This window comes from Streptomyces sp. V4I8 (genome assembly GCF_041261225.1).
In the GTDB taxonomy this organism is placed as follows: domain Bacteria; phylum Actinomycetota; class Actinomycetes; order Streptomycetales; family Streptomycetaceae; genus Streptomyces.
On sequence record NZ_JBGCCN010000001.1, the window covers coordinates 6,081,080 to 6,097,778 of the forward strand.

Annotated in this window: 13 protein-coding genes; 6 read left to right on the top strand and 7 right to left on the bottom strand. The window is 67.6% G+C overall.

Translation table 11 applies throughout. The annotated features are described in order from the left end of the window. Window positions 1–3: 3 nt before the first annotated feature. A complete protein-coding gene (locus ABIE67_RS27745; protein ID WP_370262919.1) occupies window positions 4–3,903 on the top strand; it encodes a DNA-directed RNA polymerase subunit beta' in 3,900 nt (1,299 codons plus the stop codon). A gap of 67 nt (window positions 3,904–3,970) precedes the next feature. Here the strand turns inward: ABIE67_RS27745 and ABIE67_RS27750 are convergent, their stop codons facing one another. The 6 genes from ABIE67_RS27750 to ABIE67_RS27775 all read right to left on the bottom strand — a co-directional run bounded on the left by ABIE67_RS27750 (window position 3,971) and on the right by ABIE67_RS27775 (window position 10,275). Then, the gene (locus ABIE67_RS27750) at window positions 3,971–4,849 is read right to left on the bottom strand and encodes a M48 family metalloprotease (protein WP_370262923.1); all 879 of its coding nucleotides are present in this window, start codon (window positions 4,847–4,849) and stop codon (window positions 3,971–3,973) included. A 158-nt stretch (window positions 4,850–5,007) separates the two neighbouring features. After that, a complete protein-coding gene (locus tag ABIE67_RS27755; RefSeq protein WP_370262927.1) occupies window positions 5,008–5,526 on the bottom strand; it encodes a Pycsar system effector family protein in 519 nt (172 codons plus the stop codon). Further along, a complete protein-coding gene (locus ABIE67_RS27760) occupies window positions 5,523–6,554 on the bottom strand; it encodes a hypothetical protein (RefSeq protein WP_370262932.1) in 1,032 nt (343 codons plus the stop codon). Before ABIE67_RS27760 ends, ABIE67_RS27755 begins: the two co-directional genes overlap by 4 nt. 20 nt (window positions 6,555–6,574) lie before the next feature. Beyond that, window positions 6,575–8,698 carry a hypothetical protein gene (locus ABIE67_RS27765; protein WP_370262935.1) on the bottom strand — a complete coding sequence of 708 codons (2,124 nt, stop codon included), beginning with the start codon at window positions 8,696–8,698 and terminating at the stop codon, window positions 6,575–6,577. Continuing rightward, window positions 8,695–9,438, bottom strand: coding sequence for a hypothetical protein (locus ABIE67_RS27770; protein WP_370262940.1), 744 nt, complete (start codon window positions 9,436–9,438; stop codon window positions 8,695–8,697). The genes ABIE67_RS27765 and ABIE67_RS27770 overlap by 4 nt, the downstream gene beginning before the upstream one ends. Window positions 9,439–9,558: 120 nt before the next feature. Continuing rightward, the gene (locus ABIE67_RS27775) at window positions 9,559–10,275 is read right to left on the bottom strand and encodes a Crp/Fnr family transcriptional regulator (protein ID WP_370262944.1); all 717 of its coding nucleotides are present in this window, start codon (window positions 10,273–10,275) and stop codon (window positions 9,559–9,561) included. 265 nt (window positions 10,276–10,540) lie between these two features. Between ABIE67_RS27775 and ABIE67_RS27780 the strand changes: the two genes are divergently transcribed. The 5 genes from ABIE67_RS27780 (at window position 10,541) to tuf (ending at window position 15,837) form a co-directional block, all read left to right on the top strand. Continuing rightward, the gene (locus ABIE67_RS27780; protein ID WP_370262948.1) at window positions 10,541–11,125 is read left to right on the top strand and encodes a DUF1707 and DUF4190 domain-containing protein; all 585 of its coding nucleotides are present in this window, start codon (window positions 10,541–10,543) and stop codon (window positions 11,123–11,125) included. A 353-nt stretch (window positions 11,126–11,478) separates the two neighbouring features. After that, window positions 11,479–11,850, top strand: coding sequence for a 30S ribosomal protein S12 (gene rpsL / locus ABIE67_RS27785; protein WP_003948652.1), 372 nt, complete (start codon window positions 11,479–11,481; stop codon window positions 11,848–11,850). Between the two features lie 2 nt (window positions 11,851–11,852). Continuing rightward, window positions 11,853–12,323, top strand: a complete 471-nt coding sequence (gene rpsG / locus ABIE67_RS27790; RefSeq protein ID WP_003992340.1) for a 30S ribosomal protein S7 — start codon at window positions 11,853–11,855, stop codon at window positions 12,321–12,323. Between the two features lie 39 nt (window positions 12,324–12,362). Beyond that, window positions 12,363–14,489, top strand: a complete 2,127-nt coding sequence (gene fusA / locus ABIE67_RS27795; RefSeq protein ID WP_274242271.1) for an elongation factor G — start codon at window positions 12,363–12,365, stop codon at window positions 14,487–14,489. A gap of 154 nt (window positions 14,490–14,643) precedes the next feature. Continuing rightward, the gene (gene tuf, locus ABIE67_RS27800; RefSeq protein ID WP_030046358.1) at window positions 14,644–15,837 is read left to right on the top strand and encodes an elongation factor Tu; all 1,194 of its coding nucleotides are present in this window, start codon (window positions 14,644–14,646) and stop codon (window positions 15,835–15,837) included. A gap of 100 nt (window positions 15,838–15,937) precedes the next feature. Here the strand turns inward: tuf and ABIE67_RS27805 are convergent, their stop codons facing one another. Further along, window positions 15,938–16,465, bottom strand: coding sequence for a hypothetical protein (locus ABIE67_RS27805; RefSeq protein ID WP_370262959.1), 528 nt, complete (start codon window positions 16,463–16,465; stop codon window positions 15,938–15,940). Window positions 16,466–16,699: the final 234 nt, after the last annotated feature.

The window sequence follows — 16,699 nt, forward strand, 5'->3', positions numbered from 1 at the left end:
ATAGTGCTCGACGTCAACTTCTTCGATGAGCTCCGGATCGGTCTGGCCACCGCTGACGACATCCGTCAGTGGAGCCACGGCGAGGTCAAGAAGCCCGAGACCATCAACTACCGCACCCTCAAGCCCGAAAAGGACGGACTCTTCTGCGAGAAGATCTTCGGTCCGACCCGGGACTGGGAGTGCTACTGCGGCAAGTACAAGCGTGTCCGCTTCAAGGGCATCATCTGTGAGCGCTGCGGCGTCGAGGTGACTCGCGCCAAGGTGCGTCGTGAGCGGATGGGCCACATCGAGCTGGCCGCGCCTGTCACGCACATCTGGTACTTCAAGGGTGTCCCCTCGCGCCTCGGCTACCTGCTGGACCTGGCGCCGAAGGACCTCGAGAAGGTCATCTACTTCGCGGCGTACATGATCACGTTCGTCGACGAGGAGCGCCGTACCCGCGACCTGCCCTCCCTGGAGGCGCACGTCTCGGTCGAGCGGCAGCAGATCGAGAACCGCCGGGACGCCGACCTTGAGGCCCGCGCCAAGAAGCTCGAGACCGACCTGGCCGAGCTGGAGGCCGAGGGCGCCAAGGCCGACGTGCGCCGCAAGGTGCGCGAGGGTGCCGAGCGTGAGATGAAGCAGCTGCGTGACCGTGCGCAGCGCGAGATCGACCGTCTCGACGAGGTGTGGACCCGGTTCAAGAACCTCAAGGTCCAGGACCTCGAGGGCGACGAGCTCCTCTACCGCGAGCTGCGTGACCGCTTCGGCACGTACTTCGACGGTTCGATGGGTGCCGCGGCGCTGCAGAAGCGCCTGGAGTCCTTCGACCTCGACGAGGAGGCCGAGAAGCTCCGCGAGATCATCCGTACCGGCAAGGGCCAGAAGAAGACCCGTGCGCTGAAGCGGCTGAAGGTCGTGTCTGCGTTCCTGCAGACCTCCAACAGCCCCAAGGGCATGGTGCTCGACTGCGTCCCGGTCATCCCGCCGGACCTTCGCCCGATGGTGCAGCTGGACGGTGGCCGCTTCGCGACCTCCGACCTGAACGACCTGTACCGCCGTGTGATCAACCGCAACAACCGTCTGAAGAGGCTCCTCGACCTCGGCGCCCCCGAGATCATCGTCAACAACGAGAAGCGCATGCTTCAGGAGGCTGTTGACGCCCTCTTCGACAACGGTCGTCGTGGCCGCCCGGTCACCGGTCCGGGTAACCGCCCGCTGAAGTCCCTCAGCGACATGCTGAAGGGTAAGCAGGGTCGATTCCGTCAGAACCTGCTCGGTAAGCGTGTGGACTACTCCGCGCGTTCCGTGATCGTCGTCGGTCCGCAGCTGAAGCTGCACCAGTGCGGTCTGCCCAAGGCGATGGCGCTGGAGCTCTTCAAGCCGTTCGTGATGAAGCGGCTCGTGGACCTCAACCACGCGCAGAACATCAAGAGCGCCAAGCGCATGGTGGAGCGCGGCCGTACGGTCGTGTACGACGTCCTCGAAGAGGTCATCGCAGAGCACCCGGTTCTGCTGAACCGTGCTCCCACCCTGCACCGCCTCGGCATCCAGGCCTTCGAGCCGCAGCTGGTCGAGGGCAAGGCCATCCAGATCCACCCGCTCGTCTGCACCGCGTTCAACGCGGACTTCGACGGTGACCAGATGGCCGTGCACCTTCCGCTGTCCGCGGAGGCGCAGGCCGAGGCCCGCATCCTGATGCTGTCCTCGAACAACATCCTCAAGCCCGCCGACGGTCGTCCGGTGACGATGCCGACCCAGGACATGGTCCTCGGTCTGTTCTTCCTCACCACCGACGGCGAGCTGCGCGACACCAAGGGCGAGGGCCGGTCCTTCGGCTCCACGGCCGAGGCGATCATGGCGTTCGACGCCGGTGAGCTCGCGCTCCAGTCGCCGATCGACATCCGCTTCCCGGTGGGCACCATCCCGCCGCGCGGCTGGACCCCGCCGGCGCAGGAGGAGGGCGAGCCCGAGTGGCAGCAGGGGGACACCTTCCGCCTGCGTACCACCCTGGGCCGTGCGCTCTTCAACGAGCTGCTGCCCGAGGACTACCCGTTCGTCGACTACTCGGTGGGCAAGAAGCAGCTCTCCGAGATCGTCAACGACCTGGCCGAGCGCTACCCCAAGGTCATCGTGGCGGCGACGCTCGACAACCTGAAGGCGGCCGGCTTCTACTGGGCGACCCGTTCCGGTGTCACCGTGGCCATCTCCGACGTCGTCGTTCCCGAGGCGAAGAAGGAGATCGTCCGCGGGTACGAGGCGCAGGACGAGAAGGTCCAGAAGCAGTACGAGCGCGGTCTGATCACCAAGGAAGAGCGCACTCAGGAGCTCATCGCGATCTGGACCAAGGCGACCAACGAGGTCGCCGAGGCGATGAACGAGAACTTCCCCAAGACGAACCCCATCTTCATGATGGTTGACTCGGGTGCCCGAGGAAACATGATGCAGATGCGGCAGATCGCCGGTATGCGTGGTCTGGTGTCGAACGCCAAGAACGAGACGATCCCGCGTCCGATCAAGGCGTCCTTCCGTGAGGGCCTGTCCGTGCTGGAGTACTTCATCTCCACGCACGGTGCCCGTAAGGGTCTGGCGGACACCGCCCTGCGTACCGCCGACTCGGGCTACCTCACCCGTCGTCTGGTGGACGTCTCGCAGGACGTCATCATCCGCGAGGAGGACTGCGGCACCGAGCGCGGTCTCAAGCTGGCCATCGCCGAGCGCGGCGCCGACGGCGTCCTGCGCAAGGCGGACAACGCCGAGACCAGCGTGTACGCGCGCTGCCTCGCGGAGGACATCGTCGTCGACGGCAAGGTGCTCGCCCCGGCGGGCGTCGACCTCGGTGACGTCCTCATCGACGTCCTGGTCGGCGCCGGCGTCGAGGAGGTCAAGACCCGCTCGGTCCTGACCTGTGAGTCCGCCGTCGGTACCTGCGCCATGTGCTACGGCCGTTCGCTCGCCACCGGCAAGCTGGTCGACATCGGTGAGGCGGTCGGCATCATCGCCGCCCAGTCCATCGGTGAGCCCGGTACCCAGCTGACGATGCGTACCTTCCACACCGGTGGTGTGGCCGGTGACGACATCACCCAGGGTCTGCCGCGTGTCGTCGAGCTCTTCGAGGCCCGTACCCCGAAGGGCGTCGCCCCGATCTCCGAGGCCACCGGCCGCGTGCGGATCGAGGAGACCGAGAAGACCAAGAAGATCGTCGTCACCCCGGACGACGGCAGCGACGAGACGGCGTTCCCGATCTCGAAGCGTGCCCGACTCCTGGTCAGCGAGGGCGAGCACGTCGAGGTGGGCCAGAAGCTCACCGTGGGTGCCACCAACCCGCACGACGTGCTGCGCATCCTGGGCCAGCGTGCCGTCCAGGTCCACCTGGTCGGCGAGGTCCAGAAGGTCTACAACTCGCAGGGTGTGTCGATCCACGACAAGCACATCGAGATCATCATCCGGCAGATGCTCCGCCGTGTGACGATCATCGAGTCCGGCGACGCCGAGCTGCTGCCCGGCGAGCTGGTCGAGCGCTCGAAGTTCGAGACCGAGAACCGTCGTGTGGTCCAGGAGGGCGGTCACCCGGCCTCCGGTCGTCCGCAGCTCATGGGTATCACCAAGGCCTCGCTGGCCACGGAGTCCTGGCTGTCGGCGGCGTCCTTCCAGGAGACGACCAGGGTCCTCACGGACGCGGCGATCAACGCCAAGTCCGACTCCCTGATCGGCCTCAAGGAGAACGTCATCATCGGTAAGCTCATCCCGGCCGGTACGGGTCTGTCCCGCTACCGCAACATCCGGGTCGAGCCGACCGAGGAGGCCAAGGCCGCGATGTACTCGGCCGTCGGCTACGACGACATCGACTACTCGCCGTTCGGCACGGGCTCCGGCCAGGCCGTTCCGCTGGAGGACTACGACTACGGTCCGTACAACCAGTAAGCGAGCTGCTGCCTGACTCAGGCGCGGTGGAGGGCGGTCACCTTTGGGGTGGCCGCCCTTCGGCGTGTCAGCGCCTGCTTTCCAGGCGGGCCTGCAGGTGATGCAGGCGGGTGTGCACGTCCGGATGTGACTCCAGCAGCCGCGCGATCAGGTGCTCTCTTCCGAACGGGACACCCCTGGCCGCCCGCTCGGACTGCTCCCGCTGCTGTTCCTCGCGCAGGACGGTGATCAGCTGCTGCGCGAAGCCGAGCCCCGCCGCGTGCTCGTCCGCCCTGAGCTCGGCACGCCTGGACACGGCTGCCGCCACGTAGGGGGTGGCCAGCGGCAGGAACACCAGGCCGTACGTGGCCGTTGCGAGGGCGACCAGGGTGGCGCCCAGCACACCGATCAGTACGGCGGCGGCGCCCACGGGAAGGCGGCCGATGCGCGAGGCCAGCCGCAGCAGCATCCGCCAGGTGAGTCGCCCCGGCAGGGCGTACCAGTAGGTGAGCAGCGATGCCCATGCGTGTCCCCGGGTGTGATGGCCCAGTTCATGCGCGAGCACGCCGGCGAGCTGGGCGGACGGCAGGGTCCTCAGCGAGTGGCTGGTGACACCGACGATGTGACCGGCCGCGGCCATGGCGTTGATCCCGGCGCCGTCCTCGACCCACAGCTGGTAGGTGTTGCCGTCCACGCCCGCACGGGCGGTGACCTCTCGCCAAGTGGACCGCAGCTTCCGGCCCTCCTCCGGGGTCGGGTGGCGCAGGCCGAACAGCCATCGGGCCATGAGCCGTTCGCAGGGCTGGTGGAAGGCCAGGGCACCGCTCAGTACCCAGCATCCGAACGGCGCCCACCAGGGCAGACCGCTGATGGTGTCCACGGCGTACGCCACCCCGAAGACAACGGCCAGGCCAGCGATCAGATGCGGAAGGTGGAGCACCAGCGAGCCGAGGGCGGTGACGTCCACGCCGCGCTGACGGGCGCTGATGTGGATGCGACCGGGACGCGGGGGGGAGGTCGTCGTCGTGTTCCGACGGGGAGGGGGCCGGTTCCTCCGGTATCCCGGACTCGTACGACAGGGGCATGGTTGTTCCTTCCAGTGCCGACGGCACAGAGCGGCGGGGTTCAGGCGAAGAGCATCGACCCGGGCAGCAGGACTGCGGCGCTGCCGAAGGCGATCAGCCCGGTCCGGATCCAGAAGTGCTTGCGGTAGGCGATGCCGCTCGTCTCGGCCAAGGCGAGGAGCAGGCCACTGACGGGGTCGCGCCCCGTCTCCGTGAGTGCGGCGGTGAGCCCGCCGATCCGTGCGGCTCGCCGTACGTCGCCGAAGTACGTGAGCGGGCGACCGGGCGTCCAGCGGCTTCGCCCATAGCGGGGCATCACCGCCAGCAGCGAGGCGAAGAGAGCGATGACCAGGGAGACCGCTCCGGCCCACCACAGCAGGGCGGCGGGGCCCGGGAGCCGGGCCGGGAGCCAGCGGTGGTTGGCCAGCAACGCCGCCAGCACGCCCGCCGAGATGCCGAGCGCTCCGACCAGGACGGTGGCCTTGGTGTCGGCGCGGGTGATCTCGCCGCGGAGCTCGGCGAGCAGCCGGACGCCCGCCTGCGCTGCGGGGTCGTCCGGCGGTGTGACGGCCGGGTTCATGTGCGGGATTTCCCGTCGCCGTCGGCCGGGGCGGACTCGGTCGCCGGCGGTCGCGGCTCCAGCACGGGGGGCTGAGGCGGATCCTCCACCTTGGAGAGGGCCCCGGTCCGCAGGATGGTCTTCATTCGCTCGGCGATGAGCTCATGCGGCTCATGGAGCTGGTGGTCCTCCAGGCGTTTGCCGTCCAAAGCCTGGTTGATCAGGCCCATCTGGGTGTCCAGCAGCTTGTTCTGGCCGGCCTGGAGATGGTCCAGGACGCGCTGGGTCTCCTCCGGGTGCGCCGCCAGGTGCAGCGCGAGTGCCGCGGTGCCTCCCCTGGCCAGAGTGGATTCGTAAAACCTGATCTGCTCGGCCCTGAGCTCGGCCTCGTATGCCTCGCGGAGCCGGTTCGCCTCGTGCTCCGGCTTCGCGGCCTCCACGTCGTGCCGGGCGGAGCGCAGTCGGGCTTGGTGGGAGCGCTCGGCGGCGTCACGGCGCAGGCGTATGGAGCAGGTGACCCGCAGGCCCTGAGACCGGCCGAGCGAAGTCGCGCTGTCCACCTGCTGCTGAACGGCCCGCTCCGCCTCGGCGCTGGCCTCGATCGGATGACAGCGGCCGGCGTTCCGCATCAGGGGCAGCAACTCCCGCGTGAGCAGGCCGGGCACGTCCCGCTCCTGGCTGCGGACGAACAATTCCGGATGGACGACCCGCCAGCCGACGTCGGCCGTGGCCTCGAACTCGAAGCTGTCGACCAGGCTGGGCAGGGGCACGTTCAGTTGGAAGGCGTGCGGGTCCGTGTTCACCTCGTACAGGGCGACGTAGCGCCGCACGCTCGTGGGACGGTCGGGTGGCAGGAAGGCCTCGTACTCGCCCCGCCGTGTCAGACAGACCAGGGCATGGTCGATGCGCCCGGTGAAACGACGGTTCCCGATGCTGAATCGCGGGAGCTGCCAGACAGTGTGGACCGGGTCGGCGTCGGTGCGCGGGGCGGCGGGCTGCTGAGGCTGCTGCCGGAACCAGTCCAGTTGCTCTTGCTCGGGGTGTTCCATGGTGGGCCTCCGAAAGCGGGTCAGTCGAGGGCGAGGTGCTTGCTCAGCCGAACGGCGGCCGGCGAGCGAGAACCCTTGGAGTCGCGGACCGTGTCCAGCAGATGGCCGACGCGTCGGCGATTGGTGGGCGTGGTGACAAGGGCGGTGAGCAGCGAGGAGAGGGCGGACTCGGCCTCCGGGTCGTCGTCGGCCCTGCGGATCCAGCCCCGCAAGATGCCGAGGGCGTGCGTGTTGTGCGCTTGGTCGGCCAGCAGCGCGTTCCAGAGGAATGCCAGGTGCTCAGCGGCCGTCGTGTCCTCGGCAGCCGCGGCCTGCGCGTACCAGTGGAGGACGGGCGGGCGGTCGGTGTCGTCATCCTTCGTCTGCTTGCAGGCCTGGCGGAAGGCGAGCAGGACGTGCGGGCGGACCGCGCGATCAACGGGAAGGAGTTCGACCAGGGCGGCCAGTACGGGCTCCCGCACGGCGAGGAGCAGGAGTTCGAGTGCGTCGGCGAACTGCCGTGCCTCCTCCGGTACCTCGGAGCCCCCGTCCTCATGACTGCTCTCGGCCTCGGCGGGCGGTGGCCGGTGCATGGCGTCCACGAGGGCGGCCAGAGTCTCCTGATGGTGCACCGGGCCGAGGAGGCCGTAGGCGCGGATGGCCGTCCAGCGGCGGCTCTGGATGTCGCCGGTGCACCAGTCGTGCAGGATCCGGGAGACGGTGGGGACCCCCAGCAGCTGGCTCAGGGTGAGGGCGTTGGCCGCGGTGAGCCATGAATGGGGGTTACGGCCGTCAGCCCACGGCTCGACCAGGTGGGCCAGAGTGGACGACAGATCGGCGCGGGCCAGTAGCGCAGCGGCCGAGGCTGCGCGGGTACGCACCAGGGGCCGGCGGTCGTCGGCGAGCTTGCGGATCCACTCCGCGACGGCGGGGCGTGCCGACGGGTGGAGGTTCCACACCTCCTCCAACAGCATCGGGGCCGTACGTTCGTCACGGAAGCGGGCGCAGAACTTGCCGTCGAGGGGACCCCACTCGGTGATCTCCGCGGTCAGGTATCCGTCCGCGTGAGCGAGTCGGAGCCGTTCCTCGCGGGAGCTGCCGAAGACCGGGACGGAAGGCTGGACGTGGGGATTCTGGATCTTGTGCAGACGTACGAAGAGGCCGTCGGCGAGCTCCGCTGCCACCGCGTACGGCGCCTTGTCGAAGACGGCGAGGGAGACGAGGAACGCCTTGTCGTGCAGGTCGGGCTTCGTCCCCGTGAGCCAGCGGGTGACCTGGGCCGCCACGGCCGTCTCACCCCAGGCGGCGAGCTTCGACTCGTCGATCTCGCCGCGGTGGTGTGCGAGGAGCCGCAGCGCGAACTCCCTGATCTCGTCGGGCCGGTGGTACCGGGTGAGGAACTCCTTCACCGGCGTCAGGCCCGCCAGGTCGGGCCAGGCGGACTCACCGGTCCTCGGCGTGATGTGGGCCCGCAGCATGTCCTCGGCCGACGGGGGCTCCCACCGTACGGACGCGATGTCGCCCAGTGCCGCCGAGGGCTCGACGGTGATCACCAGATGTGCACGGGTGTGCTCCAACCGCTCTCGCAGCGCCAGTAGCTGTGCCTCGCGCAGAGGGGCCTTCCGGCTCACGGCCAGATCGCACAGGACATATCCCACCGAGGCGTCCATCTGGTCGGCCAGTGCGGAGAACGACGCGGGGGGATCGAGGGAGCGCATGCGGTCTACGCCCACACCGTGCAGCAGCATCAGCGCGGCGGTCCGGCGGCCTGTCTCGCGTCCGCCGGACAGGATGACGAGCCTGTCGTCGCGCAGCCCCTTGAGAGCCTCGTCGAAACTGTGGCAGCCCCGGAAGACCTCCGTGAGCTCTTCGATCTCCGACTGAGGGACCGGTCCGGACAGCGGGCGGGGTGCTTCGCCCCGGCCTCCGAAGTAGAAGTGCTGATCTCCGTTGTGCGTGCCTCCGGTCTGGCCGAACTGGTCACGGCTGACCAAGGTGGAGACGAAGTCCGGGCCGTGCGCGATCAGGTCCCGGCGGGCGGCCCAGGCCTCCTGTCTCGGCTGTTCCTGTTCCTTGTCCGCCTCGTCCTGCTTCTTCTGCTCGTCGTCCGGCGCGGGCTCCTCGGCCGGTTTCGCCGTACCGGCCGCTGCCTCTTCGCCGCTCATCGGCGCTCGTCGTCCCGCGCAGTGCGGGTGAAGTTGAAGGTCTGGTCGCCGTGGTGCGTTCCGCCCGCCTGGCCGTACTGGTCGCCGTTGATGTGGGTGCCGTAACCCTGGGGGCCGGGCGAGTCGGGGACGGATGCGGCTTCGGCGGAGGCTGCGGGGGAGTCCGCGGATTCCGGCTGGCCGTGCAGCCAGGCGACCGTCGGCCCTTCCTTTGTGTCCACCGTGATGCGGTGGAAGTCCTCGGGGCGTACACCGAGCGGACCGTGGCGTACGACGCCCTCGTAGATCCCGTCGGACACGCACAGGACGCTGTCGCCCTCGCGCCGCTTCAGGGCGTCACGCAAGGGGTCCGCGTTGAGGAGACGTACCGCGTGGTTGAGGTCGGAGCCGACCCAGCCGTCCAGTTCGTCGATGGCGACGTAGCCGGACGAGAGCACGATGCGCAGGCGCATCTGGGCGCTGCTCGCGATCAGGCGGTTCTTGTTGTGCAGGTGGGCGGGGGTCTCGGTCAGGAGAGCCTTCACCAGCGTCGGTACGGAGACCTGGGTGTCGATCAACGCCATCACGGAGTCGCCGCGGTCCGCGCGCAGGCGGGTGGCCTCGTCGACGGAGGCGGCGGCCAGCGTCGCGTCCACGACGTCGTACAGGACCCGGCGCAGGAACGCCTGTTCCACGTCGTCGCGAGAGCCGAACTGCTCGATGTCGAAGAGGAGGATCGTGCGGTACACGGGGTCGGTCATGTCTGCCTCTCGGGCCTCGGTTTGCGTTGCCCAGCACGATGGCTGGCCGGAGGCGCGCGTCAGAGGACCAATGACATGGACGAACTGTGACCGTGTGCACAGAAGGGGGACGAGGTGCGGTCACACAGAGCTCTCGCCGATGATGCGGCGCAGCACCTCAGGACGGAGGACGACGATGCGCCGGCGTCGGGTCGCGACGACCTCACGTGCGCGCAGGTCCTTGAGCAGGCGGGCCACCGCCTCGCGGGAGGAGCCGACCGAGCCGGCGAACTCCTGCTGGCTGAGCCCGATGGTGAGCTCGATGCCCTCGTCGGTCCTGTTGCCGTGCGTGCGGACGAGTTCGAGCAGCAGGACAGCCAATCGCTCGCGCACGGTGAGTGCTGCCCATTCCAGTCGGCGGCGGTCGGTGGATCGCTGCCGGTCGGTTGTCAGGCTCAGCAGCTGCAAGGCCACCTGGGGATTCCTGGAGAGGAAGGAGGTGAAACGGCTCTGCTCGACGACGACCGCCTCGACCGGCTCCAGCGCCGTGACGGTCGCCGAGCGCTGGCGTCTGCTCAGGGCCGCGCCCTCGCCGATGATGTCCCCGGGGCCGCGCAGGGCGAGAAGCGCCTCGTACCCGTTGGCCGCAAGGGCCGTCACCTTGGTCCACCCGTGCAGGAGGAGCAGCACATGGGCGGACGGCTCGTCCTGCCGCATGATGACCTCCCGCGTCCGGTAGCGCAGGGGGCGGCCGGTGGCCAGCAGGCCGGCCCGGTCGTCCTTCTCCAGGCGGGCGAGGAACGGCACCCGGTCGTCGAAGCCGTCGTCGTCCCAGGCGTGCGTCTGCCTCCCGGCCATGCCTGTCGCCCCCCGTTTTCACCTGCGCCGATGCTCATGTCCCGCAACCAGTGAACGTACCTGGAGCGGGTACGCGGGAAGCCGGCGACAACCGGCCGCCGTGGCCGATGTGCCTCGGCGCAGCGCCTTCCGGGGCGGCCACCCTTTCCGTGCAGGAGGGATACTCGGCGCCGCCTCCGGGTTTTCTCCGGGTCGGACCCCGATGCCGGGAATGCCGGTTCGGCGCATCATGGAAGGACTCCGACCAGTACGGGGGAGGTGCTCCATGACGCAGCCGTCGTGGCAGGGGAGCGGTGCTCCGCGGCCGTGGCAAGGGAGCCATGCCCCGCTGAGATGGCAGGGCGGCCATGGCCCGCAGGCCTGGCCTGCCCTGGGCAGCCCGGCAATGCTCGCCTCGCACGCCGACCGTGAGCGGGCCGTGGATGTGCTCAGGGCGGGGTTCGGTGAGGGCCGACTGGACAAAAGCGAGTTCGACCAGCGGATCGAGCGGGCCTACACCGCCCGTACCGTCGGCGACCTGGCCCTCCTCGTAGCCGACCTGCCCCAGGGCCCCATGCCGCAGCCGGCGCCCTTCACGCCCGTGCCGCGGGCCTTTCTGGCGGTGCCGCGGCCGCAGACGAACGCGAAGGCGGTCGGCTCGGCCGTCTGTGGTGTGCTGTGTCTGGTGAGCTTCGGGCTGACCGGGATTCCGGCGGTGGTGCTGGGGCATGCGGCGCGTTCGGAGATACGGCGCACCGGGGAGGGCGGCGACGCGCTGGCGCTGACCGGGCTGGTGCTCGGGTGGTTGTCGAACGCCGCCTGGGCGGTCCTGGTGACGCTGATGCTCGTGGCCGCGGCCCTGTCCGCATAGGTTCGTGGGCGGGTGGTCCGAGGCGTGTGCGGTTCGCTTTCCGACGTGGTCGAATCGCCGATCCGAAGATCGAACACGTCGGGTGGTCTTGACATCGGCCGTATGGCGATGCGGGCGGGGCCCATTTGTTTTGACCGCAGCGAATGAGGTAGGTACGCTCAGACCTTGTGCCTGGGGTGTGCCCTGGCTCTCGTGCGTGCCTTCAAACCGCATAGCGAGCTGTGAGCGGCCACCGTAATCTGTGCTCTTTTCGCCTCGCGGCGGAAGTCCGCCGGATTCGACACACCCGACCGCGTGGGTCGGCGACGTTCCAGGTTAGCTTCACCATTCGGCACACAGAAACCGGAGAAGTAGTGCCTACGATCCAGCAGCTGGTCCGTAAGGGCCGGCAGGACAAGGTCGAGAAGAACAAGACGCCCGCACTCGAGGGTTCCCCTCAGCGTCGTGGCGTCTGCACGCGTGTGTTCACGACCACCCCGAAGAAGCCGAACTCGGCCCTGCGTAAGGTCGCGCGTGTGCGTCTGACCAGCGGGATCGAGGTCACCGCTTACATTCCGGGTGAGGGACACAACCTGCAGGAGCACTCCATCGTGCTCGTGCGCGGCGGCCGTGTGAAGGACCTGCCGGGTGTTCGCTACAAGATCATCCGTGGTTCGCTTGACACCCAGGGTGTCAAGAACCGCAAGCAGGCCCGCAGCCGCTACGGCGCCAAGAAGGAGAAGTAAGAATGCCTCGTAAGGGCCCCGCCCCGAAGCGCCCGGTCATCATCGACCCGGTCTACGGTTCTCCTCTTGTCACGTCGCTCATCAACAAGGTGCTGCTGAACGGCAAGCGCTCCACCGCCGAGCGCATCGTCTACGGCGCCATGGAGGGTCTGCGTGAGAAGACGGGCAACGACCCGATCATCACGCTGAAGCGCGCGCTTGAGAACATCAAGCCGACCCTCGAGGTCAAGTCCCGCCGTGTCGGTGGTGCGACGTACCAGGTTCCGATCGAGGTCAAGCCCGGTCGTGCCAACACGCTTGCGCTGCGCTGGCTGGTCGGTTACTCCCGCGCCCGTCGCGAGAAGACCATGACCGAGCGTCTCCTCAACGAGCTTCTCGACGCCTCGAACGGCCTCGGTGCGGCCGTGAAGAAGCGCGAGGACACCCACAAGATGGCCGAGTCCAACAAGGCCTTCGCGCACTACCGCTGGTAGTCGCAGACCCCATCGAGACCGAGAGAAGACTGAAGCCTTATGGCTACCACTTCACTTGACCTGGCCAAGGTCCGCAACATCGGGATCATGGCCCACATCGACGCGGGCAAGACGACCACCACCGAGCGGATCCTCTTCTACACCGGCGTCAGCTACAAGATCGGTGAGGTCCACGACGGCGCTGCCACCATGGACTGGATGGAGCAGGAGCAGGAGCGTGGCATCACGATCACCTCTGCTGCCACCACCTGTCACTGGCCGCTCGAGGACAACGACTACACGATCAACATCATCGACACCCCCGGGCACGTCGACTTCACGGTCGAGGTGGAGCGCTCGCTGCGCGTCCTCGACGGTGCCGTCACGGTGTTCGACGGTGTCGCCGGTGTCGAGCCGCAGTCCGAGACGGTGTGGCGTCAGGCCGACCGTTACGGCGTGCCGCGCATCTGCTTCGTGAACAAGCTGGACCGCACCGGTGCCGAGTTCCACCGCTGCGTCGACATGATCTCGGACCGCCTTGGTGCGCAGCCGCTGGTCATGCAGCTTCCGATCGGTGCCGAGGCCGACTTCAAGGGCGTCGTGGACCTGGTCCGCATGAAGGCGCTCGTGTGGTCCGCCGAGGCCGCCAAGGGCGAGATGTACGACGTCGTCGACATCCCGGCCACGCACACCGAGGCTGCCGAGGAGTACCGCGGCAAGCTGATCGAGGGCGTCGCCGAGAACGACGAAGAGATCATGGAGCTGTACCTGGAGGGCCAGGAGCCCACCGAGGAGCAGCTGTACGCCGCGATCCGTCGCATCACCATCGCGTCCGGCAAGTCCAGCGACACCACGGTCACCCCGGTGTTCTGTGGCACCGCGTTCAAGAACAAGGGCGTCCAGCCCCTGCTCGACGCGGTGGTGCGCTACCTGCCGACCCCGCTTGACGTCGAGGCCATCGAGGGCCACGACGTGAAGGACCCCGAGGTCGTCGTCAAGCGCAAGCCGTCCGACGACGAGCCGCTGTCGGCGCTGGCGTTCAAGATCATGAGCGACCCGCACCTCGGCAAGCTCACCTTCGTCCGGATCTACTCCGGTCGCCTGGAGTCCGGCACCGCGGTGCTGAACTCCGTCAAGGGCAAGAAGGAGCGCATCGGCAAGATCTACCGCATGCACGCGAACAAGCGTGAGGAGATCGAGTCGGTGGGCGCCGGCGACATCGTCGCCGTCATGGGCCTGAAGCAGACCACCACCGGTGAGACGCTGTCCGACGACAAGCAGCCGGTGATCCTGGAGTCCATGGACTTCCCGGCGCCGGTCATCCAGGTCGCCATCGAGCCCAAGTCCAAGGGTGACCAGGAGAAGCTGGGTGTCGCCATCCAGCGTCTCGCGGAGGAGGACCCCTCCTTCCAGGTCCACTCGGACGAGGAGACCGGCCAGACCATCATCGGTGGTATGGGCGAGCTGCACCTCGAGGTGCTGGTCGACCGTATGCGCCGTGAGTTCAAGGTCGAGGCCAACGTCGGCAAGCCGCAGGTCGCCTACCGTGAGACGATCCGCAAGGCCGTCGAGCGCGTCGACTACACGCACAAGAAGCAGACTGGTGGTACCGGCCAGTTCGCCAAGGTGCAGATCGCGATCGAGCCGATCGAGGGCGGCGACGCCTCGTACGAGTTCGTGAACAAGGTCACCGGTGGTCGTATCCCGAAGGAGTACATCCCTTCGGTCGACGCCGGTGCGCAGGAGGCCATGCAGTTCGGCATCCTCGCGGGCTACGAGATGACCGGTGTGCGCGTCACGCTGATCGACGGTGGCTACCACGAGGTCGACTCCTCCGAGCTCGCGTTCAAGATCGCCGGTTCGCAGGCCTTCAAGGAGGCCGCGCGCAAGGCCAGCCCTGTGCTCCTTGAGCCGATGATGGCCGTCGAGGTCACCACGCCCGAGGACTACATGGGTGAGGTCATCGGCGACATCAACTCCCGCCGTGGCCAGATCCAGGCCATGGAGGAGCGGGCGGGTGCCCGCGTCGTGAAGGGCCTCGTGCCTCTCTCGGAGATGTTCGGTTACGTCGGCGACCTGCGCAGCAAGACGTCCGGCCGTGCCAGCTACTCCATGCAGTTCGACTCCTACGCCGAGGTTCCGCGGAACGTCGCCGAGGAGATCATCGCGAAGGCCAAGGGCGAGTAACGCTCCGCGTTCACACGCTTTAGGCTTGACTCCGGAGCCGCCAGGGGTATTCACCCGCATTCGTGGGGAAATGCCCCCGGCCCCGGGCTTTCCAGCAAAGATCACCTGGCGCCGATGAAGCAAGGCGTTCAGAACCACTCCACAGGAGGACCCCGTGGCGAAGGCGAAGTTCGAGCGGACTAAGCCCCACGTCAACATCGGCACCATCGGTCACATCGACCACGGTAAGACGACCCTCACGGCCGCCATTACCAAGGTGCTGCACGACGCGTACCCGGACCTGAACGAGGCCTCGGCCTTCGACCAGATCGACAAGGCTCCCGAGGAGCGTCAGCGCGGTATCACCATCTCCATCGCGCACGTCGAGTACCAGACCGAGACGCGTCACTACGCCCACGTCGACTGCCCCGGTCACGCGGACTACATCAAGAACATGATCACCGGTGCTGCCCAGATGGACGGCGCCATCCTCGTGGTCGCCGCCACCGACGGCCCGATGCCGCAGACCAAGGAGCACGTGCTCCTGGCCCGCCAGGTCGGCGTTCCGTACATCGTCGTCGCCCTGAACAAGGCCGACATGGTGGACGACGAGGAGATCCTGGAGCTCGTCGAGCTCGAGGTTCGTGAGCTGCTCTCCGAGTACGAGTTCCCGGGCGACGACCTGCCGGTCGTCAAGGTCTCGGCGCTCAAGGCCCTTGAGGGCGACAAGGAGTGGGGCAACACCGTCCTCGAGCTCATGAAGGCCGTGGACGAGAACATCCCGCAGCCCGAGCGTGACGTCGACAAGCCGTTCCTCATGCCGATCGAGGACGTCTTCACGATCACCGGTCGCGGTACGGTCGTCACCGGCCGTATCGAGCGTGGTGTCCTGAAGGTCAACGAGACCGTCGACATCGTGGGCATCAAGCAGGAGAAGACCACCACCACGGTCACCGGCATCGAGATGTTCCGCAAGCTGCTCGACGAGGGCCAGGCCGGTGAGAACGTCGGTCTGCTGCTCCGCGGCATCAAGCGCGAGGACGTCGAGCGCGGCCAGGTCATCATCAAGCCGGGCTCGGTCACCCCGCACACCGAGTTCGAGGCGCAGGCCTACATCCTGTCCAAGGACGAGGGTGGCCGCCACACGCCGTTCTTCAACAACTACCGTCCGCAGTTCTACTTCCGTACGACGGACGTGACCGGCGTCGTGACCCTCCCCGAGGGCACCGAGATGGTCATGCCGGGTGACAACACCGAGATGAAGGTGGAGCTCATCCAGCCCGTCGCCATGGAAGAGGGCCTGAAGTTCGCCATCCGTGAGGGTGGCCGGACCGTGGGCGCCGGTCAGGTCACCAAGATCAACAAGTAAGCTTGTTGGTTTGACCTGGTAGCTCCAGCGCGAGCTCCTGAAGGGGCCCGTACGACTTCGGTCGTACGGGCCCCTTTGCTTTTCCGGCGAGTGGGACGCGTCAGGTGTTGGCGCCGTCCTCGACGAGGCAGAAGTCGATGTGGCTGAGGCCGTAGAAGTCGTCCGGGGGCGCACTGCTCGTGTTGAGCGGCGCGTGGAGGTCCTGGTCCGCCTGGATGCCCGTGGGCCGGTAGTCATAGAGGTTGGCGTTCGGGCCGCCCTTGACGATGACGCCGATGGCGGCGAAGTCGTCGGAGATCTCGAAGTCGAAGGTGTTGTCGGTGCCGATGTTCGAGATGGTGACCTCGTCGTCGTCCCCGAACGACCCCGCCGTCACCGGCTCGACCTTGACCGTCCGGTCGCAGTCGAAGGGGGTGATGGTGGTGGGCAGCGTAGTGAAGGTCGGGTTGCCCGCCACCTCCACCGGCTGCTCGCCGGAGTCGCTGGGGGGCCCCGGCTGAGCCGACGCGGGGCCGGCTGCGAAGGTGACCGCCAGTGCCGTGGTCAGGCCGAGGCCGACCACCTTCGCTCCCAGCGCCGCTCGTCTCTTTCCGGTGGTCGCGCGACTGGCTCGAGTGGTTACTCGCATAACGCGTACTCCTCCTCTTCGGGATGTACCTGAGTGCGCCCTGGCGGACTCTCGCCATTTCCGCTGGCAATTCGGGTGGTGGCGGCCATCCATCGCCGGGCGCAGCATCATTTCCATGGTCAGAGCGGAGTCACGCGTCACTGCTCTTCATTCGTGCGCCATCCGGTACCCAAATGAGCACCGGTAGGGTGAAAAACCGTCAGATCATGTGAAAGTGCGATGAAGTGTGCAGGG

Excerpts from the sequence above, each read along its gene's own strand:
- ABIE67_RS27805 (WP_370262959.1), bottom strand. The coding sequence starts at position 16,465 with ATGCGAGTAACCACTCGAGCCAGTCGCGCGACCACCGGAAAGAGACGA.
- ABIE67_RS27770 (WP_370262940.1), bottom strand. The coding sequence starts at position 9,438 with ATGACCGACCCCGTGTACCGCACGATCCTCCTCTTCGACATCGAGCAG.
- ABIE67_RS27765 (WP_370262935.1), bottom strand. The coding sequence starts at position 8,698 with ATGAGCGGCGAAGAGGCAGCGGCCGGTACGGCGAAACCGGCCGAGGAG.
- ABIE67_RS27775 (WP_370262944.1), bottom strand. The coding sequence starts at position 10,275 with ATGGCCGGGAGGCAGACGCACGCCTGGGACGACGACGGCTTCGACGAC.
- ABIE67_RS27755 (WP_370262927.1), bottom strand. The coding sequence starts at position 5,526 with ATGAACCCGGCCGTCACACCGCCGGACGACCCCGCAGCGCAGGCGGGC.
- rpsG (WP_003992340.1), top strand. The coding sequence starts at position 11,853 with ATGCCTCGTAAGGGCCCCGCCCCGAAGCGCCCGGTCATCATCGACCCG.
- ABIE67_RS27780 (WP_370262948.1), top strand. The coding sequence starts at position 10,541 with ATGACGCAGCCGTCGTGGCAGGGGAGCGGTGCTCCGCGGCCGTGGCAA.
- ABIE67_RS27760 (WP_370262932.1), bottom strand. The coding sequence starts at position 6,554 with ATGGAACACCCCGAGCAAGAGCAACTGGACTGGTTCCGGCAGCAGCCT.
- fusA (WP_274242271.1), top strand. The coding sequence starts at position 12,363 with ATGGCTACCACTTCACTTGACCTGGCCAAGGTCCGCAACATCGGGATC.